The sequence below is a fragment of the Microbacterium sp. SLBN-111 genome, assembly GCF_049739645.1.
GTDB lineage: Bacteria > Actinomycetota > Actinomycetes > Actinomycetales > Microbacteriaceae > Microbacterium.
Genome location: NZ_JBMGQH010000001.1, coordinates 2,226,786 through 2,252,938, shown reverse-complemented (window position 1 = coordinate 2,252,938; position 26,153 = coordinate 2,226,786). Strand labels below are relative to the sequence as shown.

27 protein-coding genes and 1 pseudogene are annotated in these 26,153 nt (G+C 71.0%); 7 read left to right on the top strand and 21 right to left on the bottom strand.

The window, feature by feature from the left end; genetic code table 11:
- The first annotated feature begins 40 nt into the window (after positions 1 to 40).
- On the top strand, positions 41 to 619 hold the full coding sequence (locus tag RKD05_RS10410; protein WP_424709870.1) for an AAA family ATPase: 579 nt from the start codon (positions 41 to 43) through the stop codon (positions 617 to 619).
- A gap of 18 nt (positions 620 to 637) precedes the next feature.
- Here RKD05_RS10410 and RKD05_RS10405 read toward each other — a convergent pair whose 3' ends face one another.
- The 8 genes from RKD05_RS10405 to RKD05_RS10370 form a co-directional block, all read right to left on the bottom strand.
- The gene (locus RKD05_RS10405; protein ID WP_424709869.1) at positions 638 to 1,987 is read right to left on the bottom strand and encodes an AMP-binding protein; all 1,350 of its coding nucleotides are present in this window, start codon (positions 1,985 to 1,987) and stop codon (positions 638 to 640) included.
- Positions 1,980 to 2,588: a phosphohydrolase gene (locus tag RKD05_RS10400; protein ID WP_424709868.1), complete on the bottom strand. Its 609-nt coding sequence runs from the start codon at positions 2,586 to 2,588 to the stop codon at positions 1,980 to 1,982. Before RKD05_RS10400 ends, RKD05_RS10405 begins: the two co-directional genes overlap by 8 nt.
- A complete protein-coding gene (locus RKD05_RS10395; RefSeq protein ID WP_424709867.1) occupies positions 2,581 to 2,928 on the bottom strand; it encodes a hypothetical protein in 348 nt (115 codons plus the stop codon). The genes RKD05_RS10400 and RKD05_RS10395 overlap by 8 nt, the downstream gene beginning before the upstream one ends.
- Positions 2,929 to 4,383: 1,455 nt before the next feature.
- Entirely contained in the window at positions 4,384 to 5,034 is a 651-nt protein-coding gene (locus RKD05_RS10390; RefSeq protein WP_424709865.1) for a potassium transporter Kef, read from the bottom strand.
- Entirely contained in the window at positions 5,031 to 6,602 is a 1,572-nt protein-coding gene (locus tag RKD05_RS10385) for an ATPase (RefSeq protein ID WP_424709863.1), read from the bottom strand. Before RKD05_RS10385 ends, RKD05_RS10390 begins: the two co-directional genes overlap by 4 nt.
- 9 nt (positions 6,603 to 6,611) lie before the next feature.
- Positions 6,612 to 7,682 (bottom strand): AAA family ATPase, encoded by a 1,071-nt coding sequence (locus RKD05_RS10380; RefSeq protein ID WP_424709862.1) that lies wholly within the window; start codon positions 7,680 to 7,682, stop codon positions 6,612 to 6,614.
- Positions 7,675 to 8,283 carry a nicotinamide riboside transporter PnuC gene (gene pnuC, locus RKD05_RS10375; protein WP_424709860.1) on the bottom strand — a complete coding sequence of 203 codons (609 nt, stop codon included), beginning with the start codon at positions 8,281 to 8,283 and terminating at the stop codon, positions 7,675 to 7,677. The genes RKD05_RS10380 and pnuC overlap by 8 nt, the downstream gene beginning before the upstream one ends.
- A gap of 64 nt (positions 8,284 to 8,347) precedes the next feature.
- Positions 8,348 to 9,643: a chloride channel protein gene (locus RKD05_RS10370; protein WP_424709858.1), complete on the bottom strand. Its 1,296-nt coding sequence runs from the start codon at positions 9,641 to 9,643 to the stop codon at positions 8,348 to 8,350.
- A gap of 55 nt (positions 9,644 to 9,698) precedes the next feature.
- Between RKD05_RS10370 and RKD05_RS10365 the strand changes: the two genes are divergently transcribed.
- From RKD05_RS10365 to RKD05_RS10355, 3 genes are all read left to right on the top strand, one after another.
- Positions 9,699 to 10,022, top strand: coding sequence for a hypothetical protein (locus tag RKD05_RS10365; protein WP_424709857.1), 324 nt, complete (start codon positions 9,699 to 9,701; stop codon positions 10,020 to 10,022).
- Positions 10,023 to 10,097: 75 nt separating this feature from the next.
- Complete coding sequence (locus tag RKD05_RS10360; RefSeq protein WP_424709856.1) at positions 10,098 to 11,297, top strand: pyridoxal phosphate-dependent aminotransferase; 1,200 nt, start codon at positions 10,098 to 10,100, stop codon at positions 11,295 to 11,297.
- A gap of 793 nt (positions 11,298 to 12,090) precedes the next feature.
- Positions 12,091 to 12,324 carry an endonuclease domain-containing protein gene (locus RKD05_RS10355; RefSeq protein WP_424709854.1) on the top strand — a complete coding sequence of 78 codons (234 nt, stop codon included), beginning with the start codon at positions 12,091 to 12,093 and terminating at the stop codon, positions 12,322 to 12,324.
- A gap of 86 nt (positions 12,325 to 12,410) precedes the next feature.
- On the opposite strand, the gene RKD05_RS10350 is transcribed toward RKD05_RS10355, so the two are convergent.
- From RKD05_RS10350 to RKD05_RS10335, 4 genes are read right to left on the bottom strand one after another with little or no spacing between them, the layout of a single operon-like run.
- The gene (locus RKD05_RS10350; RefSeq protein ID WP_424709853.1) at positions 12,411 to 13,547 is read right to left on the bottom strand and encodes a UDP-N-acetylmuramate dehydrogenase; all 1,137 of its coding nucleotides are present in this window, start codon (positions 13,545 to 13,547) and stop codon (positions 12,411 to 12,413) included.
- Entirely contained in the window at positions 13,547 to 13,951 is a 405-nt protein-coding gene (locus RKD05_RS10345) for a MaoC/PaaZ C-terminal domain-containing protein (protein ID WP_424709851.1), read from the bottom strand. The genes RKD05_RS10350 and RKD05_RS10345 overlap by 1 nt, the downstream gene beginning before the upstream one ends.
- Complete coding sequence (locus tag RKD05_RS10340; protein WP_424709850.1) at positions 13,948 to 14,397, bottom strand: FAS1-like dehydratase domain-containing protein; 450 nt, start codon at positions 14,395 to 14,397, stop codon at positions 13,948 to 13,950. Before RKD05_RS10340 ends, RKD05_RS10345 begins: the two co-directional genes overlap by 4 nt.
- Before the next feature lie 32 nt (positions 14,398 to 14,429).
- On the bottom strand, positions 14,430 to 15,227 hold the full coding sequence (locus tag RKD05_RS10335; RefSeq protein ID WP_424709848.1) for a sulfite exporter TauE/SafE family protein: 798 nt from the start codon (positions 15,225 to 15,227) through the stop codon (positions 14,430 to 14,432).
- Between the two features lie 309 nt (positions 15,228 to 15,536).
- On the opposite strand from RKD05_RS10335, the pseudogene RKD05_RS10330 reads away from it, so the two are divergent.
- Positions 15,537 to 16,187: pseudogene (locus tag RKD05_RS10330) on the top strand (NADPH-dependent F420 reductase); the annotation flags it as partial.
- A 202-nt stretch (positions 16,188 to 16,389) separates the two neighbouring features.
- On the opposite strand, the gene RKD05_RS10325 reads toward RKD05_RS10330, so the two are convergent.
- The 7 genes from RKD05_RS10325 to RKD05_RS10295 all read right to left on the bottom strand — a co-directional run bounded on the left by RKD05_RS10325 (position 16,390) and on the right by RKD05_RS10295 (position 22,637).
- Positions 16,390 to 17,859 carry a hypothetical protein gene (locus tag RKD05_RS10325; RefSeq protein WP_424709846.1) on the bottom strand — a complete coding sequence of 490 codons (1,470 nt, stop codon included), beginning with the start codon at positions 17,857 to 17,859 and terminating at the stop codon, positions 16,390 to 16,392.
- Between the two features lie 96 nt (positions 17,860 to 17,955).
- A complete protein-coding gene (locus tag RKD05_RS10320; protein WP_424709844.1) occupies positions 17,956 to 19,116 on the bottom strand; it encodes a cystathionine gamma-synthase in 1,161 nt (386 codons plus the stop codon).
- Positions 19,113 to 20,201, bottom strand: coding sequence for a pyridoxal-phosphate dependent enzyme (locus RKD05_RS10315; protein ID WP_424709843.1), 1,089 nt, complete (start codon positions 20,199 to 20,201; stop codon positions 19,113 to 19,115). Before RKD05_RS10315 ends, RKD05_RS10320 begins: the two co-directional genes overlap by 4 nt.
- Before the next feature lie 61 nt (positions 20,202 to 20,262).
- A complete protein-coding gene (locus RKD05_RS10310; protein ID WP_424709842.1) occupies positions 20,263 to 21,111 on the bottom strand; it encodes an SDR family oxidoreductase in 849 nt (282 codons plus the stop codon).
- 83 nt (positions 21,112 to 21,194) lie between these two features.
- Positions 21,195 to 21,512, bottom strand: coding sequence for a hypothetical protein (locus RKD05_RS10305; protein WP_424709840.1), 318 nt, complete (start codon positions 21,510 to 21,512; stop codon positions 21,195 to 21,197).
- Positions 21,512 to 22,090: an Asp23/Gls24 family envelope stress response protein gene (locus RKD05_RS10300; RefSeq protein WP_424709839.1), complete on the bottom strand. Its 579-nt coding sequence runs from the start codon at positions 22,088 to 22,090 to the stop codon at positions 21,512 to 21,514. Before RKD05_RS10300 ends, RKD05_RS10305 begins: the two co-directional genes overlap by 1 nt.
- A 4-nt stretch (positions 22,091 to 22,094) precedes the next feature.
- Positions 22,095 to 22,637, bottom strand: a complete 543-nt coding sequence (locus RKD05_RS10295) for an RNA polymerase sigma factor (RefSeq protein ID WP_063256667.1) — start codon at positions 22,635 to 22,637, stop codon at positions 22,095 to 22,097.
- Between the two features lie 227 nt (positions 22,638 to 22,864).
- On the opposite strand from RKD05_RS10295, the gene RKD05_RS10290 reads away from it, so the two are divergent.
- Together RKD05_RS10290 and RKD05_RS10285 are read left to right on the top strand one after the other, a co-directional pair.
- A complete protein-coding gene (locus RKD05_RS10290) occupies positions 22,865 to 23,707 on the top strand; it encodes an NAD-dependent epimerase/dehydratase family protein (protein WP_424709838.1) in 843 nt (280 codons plus the stop codon).
- Positions 23,708 to 23,788: 81 nt separating this feature from the next.
- On the top strand, positions 23,789 to 24,076 hold the full coding sequence (locus RKD05_RS10285; RefSeq protein ID WP_424709836.1) for a hypothetical protein: 288 nt from the start codon (positions 23,789 to 23,791) through the stop codon (positions 24,074 to 24,076).
- Positions 24,077 to 24,438: 362 nt separating this feature from the next.
- On the opposite strand, the gene RKD05_RS10280 is transcribed toward RKD05_RS10285, so the two are convergent.
- Positions 24,439 to 25,476, bottom strand: a complete 1,038-nt coding sequence (locus RKD05_RS10280; RefSeq protein ID WP_424709835.1) for a sensor histidine kinase — start codon at positions 25,474 to 25,476, stop codon at positions 24,439 to 24,441.
- Positions 25,473 to 26,147 (bottom strand): response regulator transcription factor, encoded by a 675-nt coding sequence (locus RKD05_RS10275; RefSeq protein WP_424709833.1) that lies wholly within the window; start codon positions 26,145 to 26,147, stop codon positions 25,473 to 25,475. Before RKD05_RS10275 ends, RKD05_RS10280 begins: the two co-directional genes overlap by 4 nt.
- Positions 26,148 to 26,153 lie beyond the last annotated feature (6 nt).

Genomic DNA, 26,153 nt, shown 5'->3' with positions numbered 1-26,153 from the left:
GGAGGGCGTTTCCCGCGTCCTCCCCTCCCCGGGAGCACTCATGACCGCACGACTCTTCTTCGTGATCGGACCCGCCGGCAGCGGCAAGTCCACGGTGAGCACGATGATCGCCCGCCGCATCCGCGCCGCCTACCTCGACAAGGACTCCGTCGCGACCGCCTTCACGGAGGCGCTCCTCGAAGCCGCCGGCAGCGACAGGAACGAACGCGACAACAACCCGTACTACCAGGACGTCGTCATGGGCCTGGAGTACGCGACGCTGCTGCGACTCGCCGGGGACAACCTGCGCCTGGGCAACGACGTCGTCCTCGACGCCCCGTTCGTGCGCTACTTCCCCGAGGCGGACTACCTCGAGCGGGCCGCCGCCGCGCACGCGTGGCCGACCGACATGACGATCGTCGTGGTGCACGTCACCGTCGACGGCGGCCTCGTGCGCGAGCGGGTCGGCTCGCGCGGCTACGGCCGTGACGCGTGGAAGCTGGCCCACTGGGACGAGTTCTGGGCGACGGCGCAGGCGGCCGACTGCCGCTGGCGCGGCGCACACCACGTGCTGTTCGACAACAGCGCCGCCGGTGCCGACCCGGCCGCCGTGGACGAAGCCCTCGCCGCATTCGTCTGAGCACGCGGCCGCGGCGGATCAGGACGCCGCGGACCGGAAGCGGCGCGGCTTGCCCTCCCCCAGCTCGACGAGACGATCGACCCGCTCGATCTCCAGGGGCTGCCCGAGCATCGCGGTGAGCGCGTGGGCGATCGCGGCGGCATCCCCTCCCGCGATCCGCACCGCGACGCTCCCGTCGGAGCCCTGCTCCACGGTCCAGCCCAGTGCCCCGTGGCTCTGCAGCTGCTGCGTCAGGTCGACCGAGGGCACGCGCGTGCCGGCCGCCGTGACGAAATCGACGTGCTCGCGCCCCTCGAGGTCGGCGATCCCGACCCCGCCGTCGGGCAGCGTGACGAGGCGCCCGAAATCGCCCGTCCGGTAGCGGACGAGCGGGAGCAGCGGGTTCTCGCCCGCGGTGACCGTGATCTCGCCGCGCTCCCCCTCCGGCACCGGCCGCCCGGCGGGATCGAGCACCTCGACGAGCACGCGGCGATCGAGGACGCGGAAAGGCCCGTCGTCGGTGCGGGCGGCGATCGGACGCGTCTCGTGCAGGCCGTACACGTCGATCACGGGGCACGCGAACGCGGCCTCCAGCGCGGCGCGGAGCGGAGCCGACAGCTCCATCGCGCCGGAGAAGAGCGCGAGCGGCCGGACGACATCCCGCAGGTCGTCGTCGAGCAGCTCGGCGAGGCTCGTCGGGTTCCCCGTGATCACCTGCGGATCGGCGTCGCGCAGGAACGTCCGCCGGTGGGACGCCTCCCGCCACGCCCCGGCGTCCAGGTTCACGCGGGCCATCGCGCGCTGCGCGAAGCCGCTCACGATCGAGACGTACGTGAACGCCTGCCGCTGCTGCAGGACCCACAGGAGCGCGAGCCGTTCGCCGTCCGGATGCCACTCGGCCCCGGCCGCGCGCGCGAGCCGGACCAGCAGATGGAAGCCCCGCGCGACCTCCTCGACGTCGTCGGGGATCACCAGCGCCGCCCCGGTGGACCCGGAGCTCGTGCCGTGCAGCATCCGATCCAGATCGGCATCCAGGGGCACGAAGGCCGAGACGTCGGCGACGAGATCGGCGCGCGAGACGGTCGGGAAGTCGGACAGGGATGCCAGGCTCCCCCGGCCGCGATAGAACGGCAGTCGACGCGCGGTGTCGAGGTGCGCCTCGAGCCAGCCGTCGAGCGGGAGGGGGTCGCGCGTGCGGGCCACGGCGGCGGCGTCGAGCCGGTCGCCCGTCGCGTGCACCCACCGAGGGGCGGCGGGGTGTGTGCGCCACCGCTCGAGACGCCGTGCGCCGGCGGCATCCAGGGTCGGCCAGCGTTCCGCGTCGGTGAGGACCGCCGACGACCCGGGCGCGTACTCGCCGAGGGCGAGCGGGTCGTCCGGGTCACTCACTGGAGTACCTCGCCGAGGCCTCGCGCGACCGCGCCTCGGCGAGACGGCGCGCGATCTCCTCGCGGTGCCGGTGGGCGGCGTACGCGTCGGCGAGCGCGGCGCTCCGGCGGAGGGAATCGCGCGCGTCGAGGAGGGCGCGCGCGGTATCGGCGTCCTCCCCGGCGGGGAGGAACCCCGCCCAGAGCAGGACGGTGCGGGCCGCTTCCTCGCGGCGTTCGGCGTCGGAGAGCCAGTCGAGCGGGTCCGTGACAGCGGCCAGACGAAGGGCGAGGGCGTCGACGGCGCGAAGGGCCATGCCCGTGGACAGGGGCGGGTCGAACGGGGCGACGAGGTCTTCGCTCGCGAGCACCCACAGCCCGATGGCCGCGGCGAGACGCACCCGCGGATCCTCGGCGTGGGCGACCGCGGCCGGTGCGCGCCCGGCGACGTCTCCCGCGAGCGCGGCGACCGACACGCCCTCGTCGAGGAACGGGCGCGGCACGCTCGACAGCCGGGCGCCGATCTCGTCGACCGACGGACCGGGGCGCGCGGCCGCCCACGCGGCGTCCTCGGTCGGGGCGAGCGCCGCCCAGGCCCGCAGCAGGTCGTCGGACTCAGCCACCCAGCACCTCCGCCAGTCGCGCGCAGACCGCCGGGGCGTCGTCCATGCGCTCGATGTAGAGCACGTCGTAGTCGGCCGCGCGGGCGAGCTCCGCGACCCGGTGCTGCCGGTCGAGCACGACGAGCGTCGCCGTCGTGAGGGTCGTGCGCACGCGCGCGGCGACGTCGGCGCGCTCGGGATCGCCGTCGCCGAAGAGGGACGTGAGCCCGTCGTCCGAGAGCACGACGAGGTGGCGGCGGTCGGCGGCATCCGGGATCGACAGCCCCGCGTAGCGGCGCTCGAGGAGGTCGAGGGGGAAGGTCGTCCCGCCGCGGTAGGAGAAGGCCAGCTCGGTGACCACGCGCGTGGGGTCGCGGGTGAAGTCCTCGGGCCCCCGCGACCTGCCCGGGACCGGAGAAGCTCGTCACGCGCACGCGCCCTCCGCCGCGGAGCACTGACAGCGCGAGGATCGTGCCCGCGAGCACGGCGGGCGAGCCATACCGCGGGTGCGGCATGGATCCGGAGCTGTCGATGTACAGGTCGACCGCGAGTCCCGTGCGCGTCGGCGGCGGATCGTCGACGAGGAAGGAGCGGCGCCGTGTCGTCACGCCGGGCACGACCACCCCCGCCGTCTGCAGGCTCGCGGGCCAGTCGAGGTCGGCGAGGTCGTCGCCGACCTCCCATGTCTCGAGGGGGCCGGGGAGATCAGGAACGGCCGGCTTCGGCGCCCGCTGCGTGAACGGACGGATCCACCGGCTGGCCTCGACGCGGTACCACGCGGCCAGGACGTCGTCCGGATTCGTGTCCTGATACAGCTCGAGCGTGCGCGAGACGCCGAGGGTCTGTCCCCTTCCGTCGCTCGGGCCGCTCGCGTCGCCGGGACGTGACGGCAGGGCGCCCTTCAGCCGCCGGTCGGCGAACACGCGACCGAGCTCGCCCGCGGACGCCGGGGTCATGTCAGCGGCGCACGCGATCGGGACGCCCGCCATCTCGTCGTCGGCGCGGGGATCGACGAGATACGGCGCGACGATGACTCCGAACCGCAGCGCGCCCGACACGGCATCCCCCGCGAAGGTCCGCACGAGCGCGGCGAGCGAGTCGGCATCCAGGGCGGGACGAGTGAGCGTCGCGGCCGCCAGTTCGTCGGCGACCCGCTGTGCCTCGCGACGGCGCTCGCGCAGCTTCCGTTCGGCCTCGCGGTGCTTCTCCGGGATCTGCTCGATCGGGACCTCGGGCTCCGGCGCAGGGGGCGCGGCCAGCGGCGGCGGCGCCGGATCGCAGAGGGTGCCCGCCGCGAGGTTCCACAGCAGCTCGTACGTGCGGAGATAGACCCACCACAGCCGGCTGGGCGAGTCGCGCGACGCGCGGTACAGCGCGCGCGACAGGCGCACGATCCCCGGCTCGCCGGGTCCGTCCCGGCGGCGCTGGAGGACCGCGACCCGGGAGTTCACGAGGAGGTCGGTCCACAGGTTCGACAGCAGCGACAGATCCGCATCGCGGATCGCATACGCTCCCGCCGCCTGCATCGCCCGGGCCAGCTGATGGCGGATCTTCAGCGCGTCCAGGCGCGTGCTCGGCGCGAGGACGTGGTGGCCGAGCTCGTGCGCGAACACGCTCTCCCACTCGTCGGCACCGCCGAGGGCCGTGACCATGTCGGGGTCCACGGTGATCGACGGCGGGAAGCTGAACCACGCCGGCGCCCCCTGCGCCGCGCCCGCACCCGGGTCGAGGACGGCGTCGTGCATGCGGACGCCCCACAGCTCCTGCGCGGACTCCCAGGCGGTGCGCGTCGCCCCCTCGAGCGCGGTCGGCGCGCTCATGCCGCGTCCGCCACGTGGATCCAGGCGAGGTAGGAGTCCGGGAAGGTGACGAGGGATGCCGGTCCCCCGAGGCCCTCCTCCGGCTCGTCGACGCTGCGGAGCGGGGTCAGCCGCGACCCCCACACGTCGGCGTCGATCCGCCACCACCGCTCGCCGGTGCGCACCGCGAAGGCACCCTCCGGGCCGAGGGGACGGCCGTCCGTCGGGGGCTGCGTCCAGGCTCCGCCGAGACCCGCGAAGCCGCCCACCGCGCAGACGTACCCGCGCTGCTCGGCGCGGCCCGGCCACCAGAACCGGTCGGTGCGCTGATGCTCGAGGAAGGACGCCAGGTCCGTGGCATCCATTCCGAGCGTGGCGGCGATCGCGTCCGCGGCCGCGGGCATCGCCGCGGCGATCCGCGACAGCGCGTCCTCGCGGAGCCCCAGGACCCCCGCTCGCCAGCCCGCCACTCCCGCGAGATGCACGGGGTCGAGGGCGGCGGATCCGGCCGCCGCCTGCCCCGCGCCGAACGCGGCGCGGAACCGGTCGGCGGAGCCCCCGGCCGCGGCCACGTTCCGGGCGGCGAGCTCGAGGTCGAGGCCGTCCACGGGCTCCGGCGTTCCGACCGGGACCGTGCGGTCCGCGAGGTGTCCGGGGCGGCGGATCATGGCCGCCGCTCGACCCAGCGGACGTACGCGGTGTACCGCTGGTGCAGGTACTTCAGTGCCATGAGGTCGTCGAAGTCGCGCCCGTAGAGCTTGCCGGTGCCCGCTGTGGTGCGCAGCAGCGACTCGATGGCCGTGATGCGGCGCCCTGCTTCGAGCGCGGTCACGCCGTCGAGTCCGGCATCCGCCTGCGCGAGGAGCGCCCCCACCGGGTCGTCGCTCCCGCGGCCGAGGGCGTCGTACTGTCGGCACGACTCGGCAAACAGGTCGGTGAGCCAGCTCAGCACGTCGGTGCTCAGCTCGCGCTCGGCGCCGACGTCGAAGCGCGGGTGCGTGGGGTTCGGCAGGAGTTTCCCGCGCAGGACGAAGGGCAGGACGGCGGCGACGTCTGCGACCGACACCGCCTCCCGACCGCGGAACCACGCGATCGCCTTGGCATAGACGACGAGGGTCTGCAGCGCCCGCACCGACAGGCCGTTGAGCGTCTGCGCACCGGGGTCGCTCATGAGGTCGGCACCGGAGTTCGCTTCGATGGCCTCGGCGACCCGGCCCCCGCCCGTGGTCACGGTGTCCTTCGTGCGGTACTCGAACCGGCGACCGCCGCCCTGCACGAACTCGAAGTGGCTGAGGAAGAACTCCAGCCGCCGCCGCACGTCGGCGGGGACGGGAACCGCGCGGATCGCCGCGCGCATCGCGGTCTGCTCGTCGGCCGCGAACACGAGCTCGGACGGGACGTGCTCCTCGGGCTTCTCGCCCGCCTCCACGCGGGCGACCAGCTCGTCGAAGAAGCGGCTGTTGAAGCCCGCCGCCGGCACCGTGACGTCCATGCGGTCGCGCAGTGCCTGGATCACCGGGAACGTGCCGCCGCCCGCATCGTCGTTCGCGGTGAAGAACCAGCTCTCGACACCGCTCGCGGGTGCGGTGCGGCGCATCTGGTCGTGGCTCTCGACGTACCCCTCCGCCACCATCGTCAGCAGCGCGGACTGCGTCTTGGTCGGGATGCGGTTGTACTCGTCGACGATCTTCACCGGCCGTGTGAGCCACTCGCGCCACGCGATGCCGATGTCCGAGAGCCGCTCGGCGCTCATGAGGTCGCGCGGGAGCGGGATGCCGACGAGGTCGCTGATCGTGAGCTGCGGCTGGCCCTGCTGCACACCGCGGCGCACGTCGTCGGGGCTCGACCCCGCGAGCACCCCCATGAGCACCGCGACGGTGGTCTTCCCGCGTCCCGGCCCGCCGATGAGAAGGCACTTGCCGCCGACGGCGAAGGTCAACAGCGGCAGCAGCACGTTGGAGGAGTAAGACGGCTCACTCGGCAGGGTGAGCTCGGCCCCGGCATCCCCCAGGGTGAACGACAGCGCCGGGCCGGACGAGAACTCGACGTCGTAGTAGGGCGAGATGACGGCCCGGTTGACGATCCAGTAGTACGTCTGGCGCAGCTTCTCGTCGAGCGGGAGCGCGGCGTCGTCGGCCTGGGCCCGGAACAGGTCGGTCGCGGTGAGCGGGGTGACCCCGTCCTCCGGATGCGGCGTGGTGGGGGCTTCCGAGAGCTTGTGCCAGCGGTCCGACATCGCGCCAGCCTAACCCGCGGCCCGGCGCCGGAGAGCCTCTTGCTCGGCGAGGGGCCGACCCTCTAGAGGAGCCTCGAACGCGGTCCAGCGGGCGACGGCGGTGCGCACCGCGGGCAGCGCGGCGGCGAGCCTCTCCGCCACCGACCCGCGCACCTCGAGCCACGGCACGGGTTGCGCCGCGAGCACCGCACGAAAGCGGTCCTGCATGTCGGCGCGGATGTGCTCGCCGTCGCGCATGCCATCCTGCACGAACGGGATCTCGTCGCCGGTCAGCACGTACAGGGCCGGGCGGTGCGCCGCCGCGCGCGCGTGGATGCGGTCGGCGACCGTGCCCACGTACCGCTCGTGCCACAGCGCCGTGGCCAGCACGTCCGTGTCGCACACGAGTACCGGGACGGGCACCCGCCGCAGCGCATCGCGCTCCCACTCCATCTGCCGGTCGACGATGAGATCGAACTCGTCGCTCCGCCACGGTGCGTCGAGGCCGCCCTCGCGCGTCACGCTGATCTCGCGGCCGTACTCGGGAACCCACAGCGTCCCCAACTCGGCGGCGAGCGCCTCGGCGAGCGTCGTCGATCCGGTGGACTCCGCGCCGAGCACGACGACGCGCGCGGCGAGGTCCGCTCGTGTCGCGGGCGACAGCTCCGACCAGTGACCGGCGAGATCACGGCGGATGGCGGTGCCCGACACCGGGTTCACGACCCGACCCGGGTCGACCTGCACCCACTCGGCATCCAGTCTCCGGGCGAGTTCCGCGCCGTAGTCGTCGGACGTGAACACCGCGTCGACGGGTTCGTCGAGGAGCCCGCGGATCGTCGCGGTGTGCGCGTCCCACGCGGTCTCGGAACCGAAGTCGACGGGGGTGTCGTCGACGAGATCGACCACGCGCACGGTCGGGTGCCCCTCGCGGATCCACGCGGCGCGCCGTTCGAGCGGAATGGATTCGATGGATGCCGCGATGACCTCGACCGTGACCCTCTCGCACGCCCGCACGGCGGAGCGGATCAGGTGCGCGTGCCCGGCGTGCAGCGGATAGAACTTCCCCACCACCACCCCGTGGCGGAACCGCCGCTCAGACACGCGCGTCCGCGGGCGCCGAGGTCGTCGTTCCCTCGCGCAGCACGCGATGCCAGCCGCGCCATCCGCCGATGCACAGCACGACGAACAGGGCGTAGAGGGCGGCGATGATCCACAGCCCGGTCGCGATCGACAGGGCCACGAAGGCGATGTCGACGGCGATCCACACCGCCCAGTTCTCTATCCACTTGCGGTTCAGCATGTACTGCGCGACCAGGCTCGCCGCCGTCGTCCCGGCGTCGGCGAGCGCGACCTGCGAGTCGGTGAACGTCGCCAGAAGCCACGTGAGGACGGCCATGCCGACGACCCCCGCGGCGATCAGCCACGGCACGGCCCGCCGGGGCGTCCGTGCGACGTAGTCGCGGTCGTGCTCGACACCGCGCGTCCACCGGACCCAGCCGTGGACGCCGAGCGCGAGGTAGACGAGCTGCAGGCCCGCCGACGCGTACAGTCCCGCCGGGACGAACACGACGAGGAAGACGACGTTGTTGGCGATGCCGATGGGGTAGGTCCAGACGTTCCGTCGGGCGGCGAGGAGCACGCACGCGGCCCCCGTCGCGAACCCGAGGATCTGCATCCATTCGGTCAGGATCCACTCGATCACCCGTCGAGCCTACGTGGACGGGCACCAGGCCCCGCCGGGCTTGCGCGCGGCACCCGGTCCCGCGCTACTCGCGCCCGGGGTCGCGCGGGGCGAAGCGGCGCAGGCTCGCGCGCGAGGTCAGTCGCGCGGCGGCGAGCGATCCGGCGACGGCGAGGAAGATCGGCAGCAGCAGGTCGAAGCCGGTGCCGGTGAACTCGATCACGAGCACGATCGCGGTGAACGGCGCGCGCATGTTCGAGGCGAGGAACGCCGCCGCGGCCACGATCGCGAGCGCCGTGGCATCCGCTCCCGGCCACACGAACGCCCAGCCCGCGGCGGCCGCGGCGCCCAGGCTCGCGCCGATCGCGACCGATGGCTGCAGCGTGCCGCCGACCGCGCCCGAACCGAGCGACACCACGGTCGCGACGTATTTCAGCGCGGCGAGGGCGAGCAGCAGCAGCGCGGGCTGGCTGAGGTCGAAGCCGGCGGTCGCGAGCGCGCGGCCGTTGCCGAGGATCAACGGGAACACGGCCCCGAGCGCACCGACGGCGGCGAAGGTCAGCGGCAGCGCGACGAGGAGCTTCCACCCCGTCGGACGCACCTTCGCCAGGAGCGACGTCACGGCCCCGAAGCTCGTGGCGCCCCACCCCATGAGCGGTCCGATCAGGATCGCCGCCACGATGAGCGACGCGTTCACGTCGAGGGATGCCACGTGGTACAGCGAGTCGTCCCCGACCAGCGGCCGCGCGACGAGGGTCGCGATCGCGCTCACGGCGAGCGCGACGACCGCGGCGCCGACGCTGAACTGCGCGAGGAGGATCTCGATCGCGAAGAGCGCTCCGCCGAGCGGAACGTTGTACACCGCGGCGAGACCCGCGCCCGCGGCGGCGGCGATGAGGATGCGGCCCCAGCGGGCGTCGAGGCGGAACCACCGCACGATCTTCGACCCGGCCATCGCGGAGAGTTCGCGCGGCGCGACCTCCTTGCCGATCGAGGCGCCGAGGGCGACCGAGGTGACCTGGATCACGGTGTCGGCGAGCGTCTCCCACCAGGGCATGTGCGCGCCCGCGACGCCCTGCTCGACCGTCGCGATCTTGCGACCGAAACGGCGCAGCAGGTACCAGCCGAGCGCCGCGACGACACCCGCGCCGCCCACCGTCGCGATGGGCAGCCACCACACCGACGGGTACGCCAGGCCGTCGAGGAACGGGCCTTCGTCATGGCCCCACACGAGGTGCTCGATCGTGTGCACGATCCAGACGAGCAGCAGCACGGCGAGTCCGGTGCTCACCCCGACGATCGCGGTCGCGAACCCGATCCGGAGCAGTGTGCCGAGCCCCCGACGATGCACGCGCGTCCGATCCGGGGCCCCTACTGTCACGACGCCACGCTAACGCACCGGCGACAGCCCGCCCGCCACGCGCTACCGTGACCGCATGGCGTCTGTCTCCCCGGCGGGTCGTCGCGCGAGCGACGGCTTCGGCATCGTCGCGATCATCCTCGCGGCGTTCATCCTGCTGCCCGCGCTCATGATCTTCCTCATCGGGCTCGCTCCGGGCATGAACGCGATCTGGTGGCTCGGCATCGTGCTGCTCCCGATCATGGCGTTCCTCGGGGTGGTCATCGTGATCGTGGGGACGATCGGCATCGTCCTGCGAGTGCGGGCGGGCCGCCGGCCCACCCTCTCGATCATCGGTGCGGCCCTCGGCATCCTTCTCGTCCTGCCCGTGCTCTGGGTGCTGTTCTCCACGACCGTCTGACACGGCGGCGCTCCCCCACCCCGCGAGACGCCCCGAGCCTCCGGCATCCCGGGCGCGCCGAGTAGGCTCGGTGCCGTGACCGACCGTGCTCCGCTCTCCCGCAAGCTCTCCGCCATCGCCGAATCCGCGACCCTGAAGGTCGACGCCAAGGCCAAGGCCCTCAAGGCCGCCGGCCGTCCCGTCATCTCCTATGCCGCCGGCGAGCCCGACTTCGCGACCCCGCAGTTCGTCGTGGATGCCGCGGCCGAAGCGCTGCACAACCCCGCGAACTTCCGCTACACCCCCGCCGCCGGGCTCCCGGTGCTGCGCGAGGCCATCGCCGCCAAGACGCTGCGGGACTCGGGCCTCGAGGTCGCGCCGTCGCAGATCATCGTGACCAACGGCGGCAAGCAGGCCGTCTACCAGGCGTTCCAGACCGTGGTGAACCCCGGCGACGAGGTGCTGCTCCCCGCGCCGTACTGGACGACCTACCCCGAGGCGATCGCCCTCGCCGACGGCGTGCCCGTCGAGGTGTTCGCCGGTGCCGACCAGGACTACAAGGTCACCGTCGCGCAGCTCGAGGCCGCCCGCACCGACAAGACCACCGTCCTGGTGTTCGTCTCGCCCTCGAACCCCACCGGCTCGGTCTACACGCCCGAAGAGACGGCGGAGATCGGCCGCTGGGCCCTCGAGCACGGCATCTGGGTCATCACCGACGAGATCTACCAGAACCTCACGTACGAGGGGGCCCGCGCGGTGTCGATCGTCGAGGCCGTGCCCGAGCTCGCCGGGCAGACGATCCTCGTCAACGGCGTCGCGAAGACGTACGCGATGACCGGATGGCGCGTCGGCTGGATGATCGGACCGGCGGATGCCATGAAGCTCGCCGCCAACCTGCAGTCGCACCTGTCCAGCAACGTCAACAACATCGCGCAGATCGCCGCCGCGGCAGCGCTGAACGGACCGCAGGACGAGGCCGAGCAGTTCCGCGAGGCGTTCGACCGACGCCGCCGCCTGATCGTGGCGGAGCTGGCGAAGATCGACGGCGTCGAGGTGCCGAACCCGCTCGGCGCGTTCTACGTGTACCCCGACGTCCGCGGCCTGCTGAACCGAGAGTGGGACGGCGTCACCCCGACGACCTCGCTCGAGCTCGCCGACCTGATCCTGGAGAAGGCCGAGGTGGCGGTCGTCCCCGGCGAGGCCTTCGGCCCGAGCGGCTACCTCCGCCTGTCCTACGCCCTCGGCGACGCCGAGCTCCTGGAGGGCGTCCAGCGCCTTCAGCGCCTGTTCTCCTAGGTGCGTTCTTTCTCGCGTGAGTCGCCAGAATTTGTCGCCTGTGTTTCCACTGAGACAACGAATCCTGGCGACTCACGCGGGTGGGCCCCCCTCCACAGGTGGATAACTGCAGAGGGCCATGCGGCTGGCGCGGCATGATCGGCGGATGCAACGATCACACCTCCCCACCGGGCCCACCTCTGCATTCACCGTTGCCGAGGGACGGGCGCACGGACTGTCCCCGAGCAGCCTTCGCTCGGTGAGGTGGGATGCCCCGTACTCGGGGACTCGGCTCGAATCGGATGCCACTGACCTCCAGCGTCTGAGCGTCTTGGTGCGTGCTCTGCCGGACCATGCGTTCGTGTGCGGACCCACTGCGGCAGTCCTACTGGGGCTCCCTCTCCCCGCGTCGCTCGGCCGAGCCGCGAGAGAGTCCCCGAGCATCGGCGTGCCGAGCGGATGCAATCGCATTCGCCGCCCGGGCGTCACCGGCCGCACGCTCGCTGTCGAAGCATCTGACATCGTCGAAGTCGAAGGAATCCGCTGCAGTTCGCCGTTACGGACGTGGGCCGAGCTCGCGGAGGTGCTCGATGTCGGCGCCCTGACCGCGATCTCGGACAGATTGCTATCGCGCCGCGATCCACTCGCGTCGCGCGCGGACCTCGAGCGGATGCACAGACGATTCCTCGGCGGCCGAGGATCACGTCGGCGCCGGCTCGCCGTCGATTTCGCCGACGACCGGGCAGAGTCACCGAGGGAGAGCGAGCTTCGTGTCCTTCTCATTCAAGCCGGACTCCCCACCCCCGAGTGCAACGTGGAGATCTTCGACGGCCACCGCTTCGTCGCGCGCGTCGACCTGCTCTACCGCGACGCGCGCCTCATCATCGAGTACGACGGCGACTACCACCGCGACCCGCAGCAATGGAGCCGCGACCAGTCGCGTCGTGCGGAGCTGGAGTCGCTCGGCTACCGCGTCACGGTGGTCACGGCCCGCGACTTCGACGCCCCCGAGGCGCTGCTGATGCGCATCCGCCGCCTGCTCGCGTGATCGCACGCGTGAGTTGCCAAGATCTGTCGCCTCCGCCCCGCCGCGAGCGACAAATCTTGGCGACTCACGCGCGAAGCGACTGCACGCTACAGCTCGACGTTCACCAGCACCGGCTCGGGCTGCAGCAGCAGGCCGAACTCGGACTGGACACGGTTCTGCACGAAGCGGGCGAGCTCGGCGATCTCGGCCGCCGTCGCGCGGCCGCGGTTGGTGAGCGCGAGCGTGTGCTTGGTCGAGAGCCCGGCGCGCGAGCGCGGGAACCGGAAGCCGCGCGACAGCCCCGCGTGCTCGATGAGCCACGCCGCGCTCACCTTCACCTCGCGGCGCTCCGTCACCGGAGTCGGCACGACGCCGTCGAACGCGGCGAGCGGGATCACGGTCACCGGGTCGATCGCGGGCGACAGCGGCCAGCGCGGGCATTCGGCGGGAAGCGTCCGCGCGAACGCCTCCGAGACGATCGCGTTCTGGAAGAACGACCCGGCGCTCCACGTGTCGGGATCCTCGGGGTCGAGCACCATACCCTTGCGCGCGCGGGTCGCCAGCACGTGCTCGCGGATCCAGCGCAGCGACACCGCCGCGTCGGCATCCAGTCCCAGGGCTCCGCGCAGCTGGCCGCCCGCGATCGGACGGTCGCCATCACCGACGCGATGGAGTTCGAGCGTGACCGAGACGATCACGGCCGGGCGCTCGGGGACCGAGCCGTAGTGCTGCTTCAGCACGGAGGTGCGGAAGCCGAGACCGAGATCGGATGCCGGGACGGTCGAGACCTCACCCGTGGACTCGTCGAGGAGCTCCACCTCGACCAGCGTCTGCACGACCTCCTGGCCGTACGCTCCGATGTTCTGCACCGGAGCGGCGCCGACCGTCCCCGGGATGCCCGACATCGCCTCGATGCCGGCGAGCCCGCGGGCCACCGTCTCGGCGACGAGCGCATCCCAGTCGTGGCCGGCCTGCACCCGCAGCCGCACCGTGTCGGGGCGGGAACCGGGCAGCTCCTCGATGCCGGACGTGCGCACGAGCACCACCGTGCCCTCGAACGGCTCGTCGCCGACGAAGAGGTTCGAGCCGCCGCCGACGACGAGCCACGGCTCGCCCGCGCCCCACAGGTCGCGGAGCACCGAAACCAGCTCGTCGGGCGTGCGGGCCTCGATCGTCCGCTCGGGCAGACCGCCGGTGCGGAGGGTCGTCAGCTCGGAGAGCGGGACGGGGGTGATGTCGGGCATCAGGCCAGCCGCACGCGCACCTGCGCCTTGCCGAGGACCGTGGTCCCCGCGTGCGTCACGGTGAGATCGATGCGGGCGGCCTCGTCGTCGACCGCGCCGACCTTGGCGCTGACGTTCAGGTCGGCTCCCTCGACGGGGTCGACGACAACGGGCCGCGTGAAACGCACGCCGTACTCGAGGATGCGGCCGGTGTCACCGAGCACCTCGGCGAGCGTGCCGACCGCGATGCCCATCGTGAGCATCCCGTGGGCGAGGACGCCCGGCAGCCCGACCTCGGCGGCGACGTCGTCGCGGTAGTGGATGGGGTTGAAGTCGCCGGAGGCCCCGGCGTACCGCACGAGCGACTCGCGCGTGAGGTGCACGGAACGTTCGGCGACGACGTCTCCAACGGTGAACGCGGTCATGCGTCGGCCTCCCCCGCCAGCAGGACGCTGGTCGTCGTCACGACATGGGCGCCGTCGGCATCCACGATCTCCGCCTCGCTCGTGATCATCGCGTTGGCCCCGAGGGTCCGGATGCCGGTCACCGACAACGTCGCGGTGAGCTCGTCGCCGGCCACGATCGGCCGGGAGTACCGGAAGCGCTGCTCGGCGTGGACCAGCCGCGACAGCTCGATGCCCGACTCGGGGTCGCCGAGCAGTTGCTGGAACGTGAGGTCCTGCACGACCATCGCGAACGTCGGCGGCGCGACGACGTCGGTGTAGCCGAGCGCGCGGGCCGCGTCGGGGTCGGAGTGCTGCGGGGCGTCGGCGAAGACGGCGCGGGCGAACTCGCGCACCTTCTCCCGTCCGACGAGATACGGCGCGGTCGACGGGAAGACTCGTCCGACCAGTTCGGGGTTCACGGGCACCGGGTCAGTCTACCGACCGCTCCTCCGCCGCCTCAGCGCTGGTGGCGACCGCGCACGGCCTTCACGGCCATCTGCGTGGCGATGAAGACGAGGAAGATCGAGAAGAGGACGTTGCCGACGAACGGGTCGACGAGCTTCGCGAGCGAGGCGCCGAGAGCGGTCGTGGTGCACGCCGCGATGCCGACGCACGCGGCCGCGCGGAGGTCGACGTTCGAGCGGCGGAGGTTCCCCACGGTCCCCGAGATGGCGGTGGGGATCATCATGAGGAGCGAGGTTCCGCGGGCGATCAGGTCGCTCGTCCCGAACAGCAGCAGGAGCGCCGGGACGACGATGATCCCGCCGCCGACGCCCAGCAGACCCGCGAGGATCCCGGTGACCACGCCGAGCGCGAGGAGGCTCGGCCCGGTGACCCAGGTCAGGGCGAGCTCGGCATCCCGGGAGGGGATGACGAAGTACAGGCTGACGATCACCGCGACGAGGAACGCGACGAACGACCAGCGCAGCGCGGTCTGCGAGAGCTTCGGGAGGAGCCACGTGCCGATCTGCGCGCCACCCACCGCACCCGCGGCGAGGATCAGCGCGGGGATCCACGCGACGTGACCGTCGATCGCATAGGTGATGACACCGACGGATGCCGTGGGCACGATCGCCGCGAGCGAGGTCCCGGCCGCGAAGCGCTGGTCGAACCCGAGCAGCAGCACGAGCAGCGGCACGATCACCGTGCCGCCGCCGACCCCGAACAGGCCGGACATGAGACCGGCGAGGAGCCCGACGCCGATGCAGACGGCGTAGAAGCGGACGGAGCGGGGCGTGCGGGTGCGTTCGATCACGGGGCGGGGGTCCTTGCGACGGGGGTGGGCGGGCCGGCGCCCGCCGACGGACCAGTCTTCCACCTCGGCTGCCCGAAAAAGAAAGCGGCCCCCGGTGGTCCGAAGCCGCGTCCACCGGGGGCCGTCGCCCTCACAGGTCAAGCGGAACGGTGACCCGAACACCGGTCTGCGACCACGATCGCGAGGGTGCGACAGGAGAGAAGTTATCCCCCATGCGCCTACCGTAGCTGCCGGTTGACACAAATATCTAGGGATGCTAACTAACTAACTGACTTTTCCTATTTTCGGAGGAATGCCGACCACGCCCTCGCCGTTCGATCGAGCATGACCACTGTGGGAATCATCGGAGCAGGAAACATCGGCCAGGCGCTCGCGCGGGGCTTCGTGGAGCACGGATACGACGTCGTGATCGCGAATTCCCGTGGTCCCGAGACGCTCGCGGATTTCGTCGCCGAACTCGGCGACCATGCCCGCGCGGCGACGGCGCAGGAGGCGGCCGAGGCCGGCGACATCGCGGTCGTGACTGTCCCGCTCAAGGCGTACCGCGACGTCCCCGTCGAGGCGCTCCGCGGCAAGACCGTCCTCGACACGAACAACTACTACTGGGAGCGCGACGGGCACATCGCCGAGCTCGACGAGAAGCGCACGACCACCGCGCAGATGCTGCAGGAGCACCTGCCGGAGAGCACCGTCGTGAAGGCGTTCAACCACATCGGTGCGGCCGAGATCCTCACGACGGGATCGCCGGCCGGCACGCCGAACCGTCGGGCTCTCGCGACGGCGAGTGACTCCGACGAGGGAATCGCGCTCATCACCGGCATCTACGACACGTTCGGCTTCGACACCGTCAACATCGGACCACTCGCCGACAGCTGGCGCATCGAGCGCGACACCCCGGGGTACGGCATCCGCCAGAACCGCGAAGAGCTCGAGCAGAACCTCGCCGCCGCCGAGCGCTGACCCGCGCCCCGGCGCCCGCAGCGCCCTTGCCCCCCCCCCCCCCCCCCCCCGCGATAAACGGCATCCGCCCGAAGAAACGCCTCGACAGGCCGTTTCTTCGGGCGGATTGCGTTTATCGCGATGGATGCCAGCAACCCGGCCAGCACGGTTCCACGCGACATGCACGTCAGCGAGGTCCGCGACGACTTGCGCTGCCGAAGTGTCAGGTGAGCATCGCCGTGAGGGCGGCGATAAACGTCTCTTCAACACCGTCCGGACTGCTGGCAGACATCTTTCGCAGGAAATGTCCAAAATGGTTATAAACCGCCATGGACCCGCCGGCGATCCCAGGCGAGTCCGAGCTGATACCTGCTTCGTACGCCCCAAGCCCGACACCGGCTCGATCAAGAAGCTCGTTGCTCGGGATGTACGCGGGCACCTCGTTCGAATAGCCGTTGAACCAGAGTTTGGCCGCTCCACCGTTGCGGACGCGAAAATACACGGCGTAACCGGAAACGACCTCGCCGCCAGCGAAAACGATCTGAAGTCCGGGCGATCCCGAGAACTTCCACACCTGCAGAGGTAGCTCGACGGCCATATCGAAGGTGCGGTTACGTGCGGCGGCGGCCATCTTGCCAGCATGACGATGCTCCCAGGTATTAAGGGGAGCGGTAGCGATGAAGCGCTGGTCATACGCTTGGGCGACTGCGGCGATGTTCTGTGTCGTGTTGGTCACGTCCAAGGGGAGCGAGATGCGCTGGTAGTCCGTCCGGATGCCACCGGATAGCGCTCGACCCGCAGTGGTGATCGCGGAGCGGACCGTCTTGCCGAGGCCGTCACCAAGAGAATCGGAGGCTTCAAACGGCGACGGACCCGAGGGCACCGTGGGGTTCTGGTCGCCAGCGGGTCCGAGAAGGAACTGGGCGAAGGTCTGCGGACTGATCTCTTCGATCCGCTTGATGGCTTCGGCGGGGTAATCCGGGTCAAACATCGTCTGAACTCCCGCCGCTACAGGGTGGGAGCCATAGCCGAAGAGAACCGCTCGCGGCGTCCCGCTGCTCGTGCGCGCCACGAGGATAGGAACATCACGCTCCTCGTAAGGGAGGCCAGCGCGATTAGACGAGAAATCAGCGCTGGCGACGCGATAGTCCAGCGTGCATGAGGTTTTCGTAGCGCTCAAGGTGTTACTGACGAGCTGAATGATCTTGGCGGTGAGCTGCGTACTGTACGTCTTGATCTTCTGAATCTCGGAAGACGTCGAGTTGTAGGAGATGTAAGGATCGAGCTTCTCGATCAAAGCCGGACCATTGTGCGTGTGAGTGGCAGTGAGCACGAAGTCTGAGCTCGCCACCCCCAGTTGCACAACCCCGGCCCGAATATCCCGATGCATCGTGGGCCCGAAAGCCAGAACATCAGCCGTGACGATGACGTTAGGGACGCCCTGGTCCCAAATGACGGTGCACCGGGCCATAAGGGGCTCATTGACGCCCGTGCTGACGCGCCCCGACGCATGCTCGCCTGACGCACCGTAGCCACCCATGGGAAAGCTCGATGTTGGTGTGATGTCGACCTTCCGCGTCGACACCTGATACGTCGTTGCGGCCGTCGCGGAGCCCGTGGTCCCGGCGATCGTCGACGCTGTCGCCAGCGTACCGGCCGCACCGAGAAGGAACCCCCGCCTACTCGTCTCCATAGCCGCACTGTAGCTCAGAACAGGTCCGATCACCCTCACCCGAGCGAACCCCGCGAACTTCACCGCGCGGGGCGCCCACGGCTCCCCGGCGCGGCGTCAGAGCGCGGCGAGCGCCCGGTCGACGTCGGCCACGAGGTCCTCGGCCGACTCGATGCCCACGGACAGGCGCACGATCGTGTCGGGGACCGCGAGCTCCGTGCCGCGCACGGAGGCGTGGGTCATGGCATCCGGGTAGTTCACGAGCGACTCGACGCCGCCGAGCGACTCGGCGAGCGTGAACAGCCGCGTCGACTCGGCGAAGCGGCGCGCGGTGGCGCCGTCGGCGAGCTCGAGCGACACGATGCCGCCGAACGCGCTCATCTGCGCGGCCGCGAGCGCGTGCCCCGGGTGCGACGGAAGCCCCGGGTAGTAGACCTTCGCGGCGCGGTCGTGCCCGGCGAGGTGCTCGGCGACGGCCTGCGCGTTGGCGCTGTGGCGCTCCATCCGGATGCCGAGCGTCTTGATGCCGCGGGTGGTGAGGTACGCGTCGAACGGTCCCGAGATGGCCCCGGCCGCGAACTGGAGGAACTGCGTCTTCTCGGCGAGGTCGGCGTCGGCGAACGCGAGCGCGCCGCCCACGACGTCGGAGTGACCGCCGAGGTACTTCGTGGCCGAGTGCACGACGACGTCGGCGCCGAGCGCGATCGGGCGCTGCAGCGCCGGGGAGGCGAACGTGTTGTCCACGACGACGATCGCGCCGGCCGCGTGGCCGAGTCGGGCGAGCCCGGCGATGTCGGTGATCCGCAGCATCGGGTTGCTGGGCGTCTCGACCCAGACCATGCGCGGCGCGCGCTGCTCGATCGCTGCAGCCACGGCATCCAGGTCGCTCATGTCGACCACGCGGAGCTTCACGCCCCACGGGCCCAGCACCCGCGCGAGCAGGCGATAGGTGCCGCCGTACACGTCGTTGCCGAGCAGCACCTCGTCGCCCGGGACGAGGGCCGCGCGCAGCAGCGCGTCCTCGGCGGCGAGGCCGGACGCGAACGACAACGCGCGGGCGCCGCCCTCGAGCGCGGCGATCTGTGTCTCGAGCGCCGTGCGCGTGGGGTTGCCGCTGCGGCCGTACTCGTAGCCGCCGCGGAGGCCGCCGATGCCGTCCTGCGCGTAGGTCGTGGAGAGGTGCACGGGAGGGATCACCGCGCCGGTCGTGGGGTCGAAGGCCTGGCCTGCGTGAACGGCGAGGCTGTCGAAGCCGCGGGCGGCGTCGTGGGTGCTCATGCGGAGTGCTCCTGGGTGTTCGATGCGGGGAGAACGGATGCCACGGGCTCGACGTCGTAGCCGCGCGCGGTCATCCACTGGTCGTCGAAGATCTTGCTGAGGTAGCCGCGGCCGTGGTCGGGCAGGAGGACCACGACGACCGCGTCGGCGGGGAGATCGCGCGCGACGCGCAGCGCCCCGACGACGGCCATGCCGCTCGAGCCGCCGACGAGCAGTCCCTCCTCGCGGGCGAGGCGGCGCGTCATCGCGAAGGATTCGGCATCCGACACGCGCTCGTACGCGTCGACCACGGTCGGGTCGAAGGCGGGCGGCCAGAAGTCCTCGCCGACGCCCTCGACGTCGTAGCCGTGGATGTCGTCGCCGGAGTAGATGGAGCCGACCGGGTCGACGCCGACGATGCGCACCGACGAGCCGGCGACCTCGCGCAGGTAGCGCCCGGTGCCGCTGATCGTGCCGCCGGTCCCGACGCCCGTGACGAAGTGCGTGAGCGTGCCCTCGGTGTCGCGCCAGATCTCGGGCCCCGTGGTCTCGTAGTGGCTGCGCGGACCGTTGAGATTGGCGTACTGGTTGGGCTTGAAAGCGCCGGGGATCTCGCGCACCAGGCGGTCGGAGACGCTGTAGTACGAGTTCGGGTCGTCGGGCTCGACATTCGTCGGCGTGACGACGACCTCGGCGCCGTACGCACGGAGCACGGCGCGCTTGTCCTCGGCGACCTTGTCGGGCACGACGAACACGCAGCGGTACCCGCGCTGTTGCGCGACGAGCGCGAGACCGACGCCGGTGTTGCCGCTGGTCGGCTCGACGATCGTGCCGCCCGGACGGAGCAAGCCGTCACGCTCGGCGGCGTCGATGATGTTGGCCGCGATGCGGTCCTTGGCGGAGCCGCCGGGGTTGAAATACTCGATCTTCGCGAGGACCGTGGCGGCGATGCCGTCGGTCACGCGGTTCAGACGGACGAGGGGGGTGTTGCCGACGAGGTCGGCGACGCTCTGGGCGTAACGCACGATGGAGTCCTGGGGGTCGATGCGCCCGGGGGCGCGGCTGACGGGGTCGTCGAGAAAGAACGCGGGGGCGTTCAGCGACAACAGCGACAGGTCAGCACGCGGTCAGCATACCCGACGATCCGGACGCTCGCGGACCCCGGGCTCACGCGACGGCGCCGAGGAACTCGTCGAAGCTCTGCGCCGGGCGCCCGGTGACGGCCTCGACGTCGCCCGAGATGACGGCCATGTCGCCGCTCGCGATCGCCGTGTACGTGGTCACCCATGCCTCCACCTGCCACGGCGGGGCGCCGTAGACCGCGCGTGAGGCGTAGGCCTCGTCGAGCGTCTCGTCGACGTAGCGCACCGGGTGTCCCCGCACGGCCGAGATCTTCTGCGCCACCTCTTCCATCGACAGCGCCTCGGGTCCGGTCAGGTCGTACGTCCGGTCGGCGTGGGCGGCCGGGTCGAGGAGCACCGCGACGGCCGTGGCCGCGACGTCCGACCGCGACACGAGCGAGCAGCGCCCGTCGCCCGCGGGGCCGCGGATGACGCCGTCGTCGCCGGCGAAGAGCTCCATCATGTCCATGTAGAAGTTGTCGCGGAGGAACGTCCACGACATCCCCGAGGCGCGGATGACGTCCTCGGTCACGGCGTGATCGCGCCCGAGCGTGAACACCGCGTCGGGCGCGGCACCGAGGAACGACGTGTACACGATCGAGTGCACGCCCGCGCGGGCGGCGGCATCCACGAAGGTCCGATGGTGGTCCACCCGATCGGCGGACTCGGATGCCGAGACCATGAACAGCGTCTCGACCCCCGTCAGCGCGGCGACCGCGGCATCCGCGTCCGAATACCCGGCGACGTGGACCTCGGCCCCCTCGAGCTCGGGGGCGCGCGACGCGTCTCGCACGAGGAGGCGCTGCGGGATGCCGCGCGCGGCGAGGTCACGCGCGACGCGCCCTCCGACGGCACCGGTGGAACCGGTCACGGCGATCACGGGCTGCGCGGTCATGCATCCTCCGAGGGGCGAGAGTCGGTCCTCTCAGCGTATTGCGCCCCACACCCCCCGAGGCCGCGGGGTGACCGCGAGAATGCTCAGGATCGCGGAGCGACCAGCCGGGCGACCCGCACCCGCACCGTATCCGTCGGGGCGCCCGCTCCGGCCTGGCGCACCGCCTCGGCGACGGCGGATGCCACGGCGGCACCGTCGTCGTCGGTCGAGACGCCGATGCAAACGGTGACGTCGCGCGCCCCCGCCTTCTCATCGACGGCCGCGAGTGATCCCTCGACCTCGGCCATGCGCTCGTAGGCGCGGGCCACGACCGGGCGCGCGGAGTACGACTCGCGGACACCGGCGACCGCGGTCACGGCCAGATCGATGCGCGGGGCCAGTTCGGCTGCGGTCTCGGTCATCACTCGTCCTCCCCATCGACGTGCACGTCACCCACGGTGACGTCCACGCGTCCGACCCTCAAGTCCCCGTGCCGCTCGATCGCGGCGCGGATGCCGTCTCGCATCCGGTCCACCGTGGTCTGCATGGGGTAGCCGAACAGCACGCTCACGGTGACCCGCACGTCGAGCGGGGCCGTGGGCTCGGGCTGGTCGATGCGCACGCGCCCGACGAGGACCCCCTCGACCTCGTCGCCGACGGTGCGGATGAGCTCGTAGAGCGCGCCCTCCGTCACGACCAGCTGCGTTCCGTCCTCGGTCCGGGCGAGCGGGATGTCGCGACCCGCGCGGAACTCGCGCATCACTTCGCGCATGATCTCGTCGTACCAGGACTCCGCGAGCGGTTCCGCGGCCTGCTCGTCGACGATCTCGCGCGAGAGTCGTGCCATTCGTTCCATGGATGCCATCAGGGCCTGGCATTCGGCATTGCGCTCGATCGCGGGGATCCGGGGGGTGCGCCCTCGATCGAGATACGCGGAGAGATCCTCGAGCGAGTATCCCGAGCCGCCCACGTCGTCGGTCTGGTCGACGTCCTCACTCATGCGATCACCTCCACTCCTGCATGCGTTCCAACACGGTCTTGCGCGCCCGGGCAAGCCGGCCGCGGACCGTGGCCGCGGTCTCGCCGACCTCGGTCGCGATCTCGTCGTAGCTGTGGCCGCCGACCTCGCGGAGCACCCACACGACGCGCAGTTCTTCGGGGAGATCGGCCAGGACCTTCTTCAACGCGTCCATCTGCGACGATGCCACAACCGAGCGCTCGGGGTCATCCCCGACCGAGACCATCTCCTCGTCGATCTGCTCCGAGATCTTGCGCGACCGCATCCGATCCGTCACTTTGCGGGACACGATCGTGGTGAGCCAGCTGCGGACCTTCTCGGGATCGGCGAGGTCCGGGAGCCGCCGCCACGCCGTGATCAGGGCCTCCTGCACGCAGTCGTCGGCATCCGCACGCGAACCGGTCAACTTCGTCGCGAACGCGACGAGGAACGGGGCGTGCCGCCGCACGAGGATGCCGAAGGCGATCTGATCACCGTCAGCCGCGCGCGACGCGAGGAACGCGTCGGTCGCGGAGGACAAAGAGGTCATGCCAGTTCCTGTCAGCAGTGGCCGGGGCGAGATCGTGACGGTTCACGAACCCGGCTCGTCCCCAAAGCGAAGCACTTCGACCTAGCCGCGAATCGGCGCTTGACGAAAAGACCTTCTCACGGCTAGATCCCCGGCCGACGCGAGCCGGCGGACTTTCACCCCCGAACCGCCCCGCCGCCCCCGAGCGCCGGTAACGTCGAGCGCACACCCCCGACCGAAGGACGCCCATGCGCATCGCCCTCACCGGATCATCCGGCAAACTCGGCACCGTCGTGGCGCGCGAACTGCGCGCCGCCGGACACGAGGTCATCGGCCTCGACGTGCGCGGCGAGCGCGGCCCGGGGTTCGTGCAGGTCGAGCTCACCGACTACGGGCAGGTCATCGACGCGCTCGCGGGCGTCAACGACCAGCACGACGGCGTGGACGCGCTCGTGCACCTCGGCGCGATCCCGGCTCCCGGCATCCGCTCCGACGTGGCGACCTTCCACAACAACATGGTCAGCACGTTCAACGTGTTCTGGGCGGCCGTGCGACTCGGCATCCACCGCATCGTCTACGCCTCGAGCGAGACGGTGCTGGGTCTGCCGTTCGACATCGACCCGCCGTACATCCCCGTGGACGAGGAGTACGCGCCGCGCCCCGAGTCGGTGTACTCGCTCGTGAAGGTGCTCGAGGAGCACCTGGCGACGGAGCTCGTTCGCTGGCATCCGGAGCTGTCGATCACGGCGCTGCGCTTCTCGAACGTGATGGTCCCCGAGGACTACGCCGAGTTCCCGTTCGACGCCGACGCCCGGACCCGCAAGTGGAACCTGTGGGGGTACATCGACGCGCGCGACGGCGCGCAGGCGGTGCAGCGGGCGCTCGAGAACGCTCCGGCCGGCTTCGACCGCTTCATCATCGCCGCCGCCGACACCGTGATGACGCGGCCCAACGCGGAGCTGGCCGCCGAGGTGTTCCCCGACGTCGAGGCGCGGGGCGACCTGAGCGGCACCGACACACTGCTCTCGATCGAGAAGGCGCGACGCCTTCTCGGGTACGAGCCGCAGCACTCCTGGCGCGACCACCGCTGACGCGCAGCCGACCCCCTGGCGCGATGTCGGGGGCTGAGCGTACGGTGATCCCACTCGGCCGGAGAAAGGTTCCGGCGCACCGTGACGCAGTGGCATCCGATCCTCGCCGCCGTCGAGGGCCCCACCGGCACGTGGCGCATGATCGACCCGCACGGGCACGAGTACGGACGTGTGGAGATCCGCCGCGCTTCCCCCGGTGATCGCGTCGTGTACAAGGCCGTGCACGGGGACGAGGTCATCGGCTGGGCGACGACGCTGCGACTCGCGTGCTTCAAGGTGCACATGGCGTTCCTGTCGTCGCTACGACCCGGCGGCGGACCCGCGGCGGACTGGGGAGAACTCACCGGGAACGGGCGTCGGGCGGAGTGAGCGGATGCGAGATTTCGCCGAAATTTCGATTCCGACAGTTTTATATGTTCTTCCGGCCGATCGTTCATCTTTCCGCCACCTTTCATTTCGCGGCGGACTCCTATTGATGCCACGATGGGCGCGGGAGGAAATGAATGGCACGCGCACGAACCATCACACATGGATACCGGCTCGCGACCGGGTGGGAAAAGATCGACAGGCGCCCCCTGACGCCGAAGACCGTAGAGGAGTTGCGCTCCCACGGCTACACGATGGTGAAGGCGAGGCGCGGCCTCATGAACTCCCGAGAGTTTTCGCTCTACCAGCCGCTTCCACCGCGGTGACGAAAATACTCTGCACGAAAAAGAATCTCGCTGCAGAAGTTAGTCACGCGAAATATAATGCTTTCGCCGACTCCTCCTGAATTGTCGACGGAGATCGACGGCGGGAAGACGCAGTGTCATCGTCGTCCCCGCCTCCGACGTCGCCGCGACGCGGGCCGAGCCCCCGTATCGCGAGACGGCGTCCTGCACCAGAGACAGCCCGATACCGAAGCCGCTGCGGGACGATCCCCCGCCGTCGACGACGTTCGCCGAACGGGCGAAGCGCTCGAACACCCGATCCGGGGCGATTCCCTGGATGCCGGGACCTTCGTCGGCGACATCGATGCGCACATCACGGCCCTCACGTCGAACGATCACGAGCACCATCCCGCCCGGGGGCGAATGCTTGACCGCGTTGTCGACGAGAGCGATCACCGCACGCTGCAGGCTCGCCTCCGGCATGGCCGCGAAGAGGTCGCGATCATGGGGTCCGCTGACGAGGTCCACCCCGCGATGACGCGCCAGGATGGCCATGGTCGACACCGCGGATTCGACGACACCTACGACCGATGCGGGTTCGATCGCCGTCCCGGTGGGGATCTCGATCGACTCCAGGAGATCACCCACGACACCGATCAGCGTGCGGGAATCCGCGCGGAGCCGACCGACCACCTCCGCGTTGGGGTCCGCGGGGTCGAGGGAGCGCTCGAGCAGTTGGAGTCTGGCATCCAGGATCGCGAGTGGCGTGCGCAATTCGTGGGACGCGTCGGCGACGAACTCGCGCTGACGCCGGAGGGCGTCGACGAGCGGTCGCACGGCTCTGCGGGTGACGAGCCACCCGAGGACCCCCGCGGACGCGATCGCGCACGCGCCGATCGCGACGGCGCCGAGGAGGATGTCGATGCCGTCGACATCGACGAGGGTCGTGTGCCGACCCGGGTGCAGCAGGTCGGTCAGACGCACCTGGGTCAGCACCACGGAGAACGCCGCGACGATCACGGCCAGCACCAGCACCGAGACGGCCACCGTGATCGTGAGCGCCACGCGCCGGGCGGCGGCGCGGACGAGACGCGTGTCGGCGTCGGCGGCGCGGGTCACAACAGTCCCAGCCGGTAGCCGCGTCCGCGCACGGTCTGCACGATGGCGGGATCGGTCTTCTTGCGGAGGTAGTGCACGTACGTGTCCACCGCGCCGGGGGTGTCGTCGGGCGAGAAGACCTCGCGCAGGATGTCGTCGCGCGAGAAGGTCCGTTCGGGGTGGACGGCCAGGAGCCGCAGCAGCGCGTTCTCGCGTTCCGTGAGGATGATGCGGCCGTCGTACGGCGAGTACACGGCGCGCGACTCCGGGTAGAACTCCCACTCCCCCACGCGCACGAACGGCCCCTCGCCGTTGCTGACCCGGCGGATCGCCCGCAGCCGCGCGAAGAGCTCGTCGAACTCGAACGGTTTGACGAGGTAGTCGTTCGCGCCGGCATCCAGGCCCCGCACCCTGTCCTGCACGGTGCCGAGCGCCGTGAGGATGAGCATCGGGGTGCGGGATCCGGCCCGGCGCAGGGTCTCCACGATCGTGAGCCCGTCGACGGTGGGCAGGCGCCGGTCCACGACGATGACGTCGAACGTCCGGGAATCGGCGAGATCGAGCGCCTCGCCGCCGTCCGCGACGAGGGTCACGTCGTACACCTCGTCGAGGACCGTGGCCATGACTGGTCCGAGCTGCTCGTCGTCCTCGATCAGCAGCAGCCGGGGGCGGCCGGCGGCGGGTGTGCTCATGTCCTC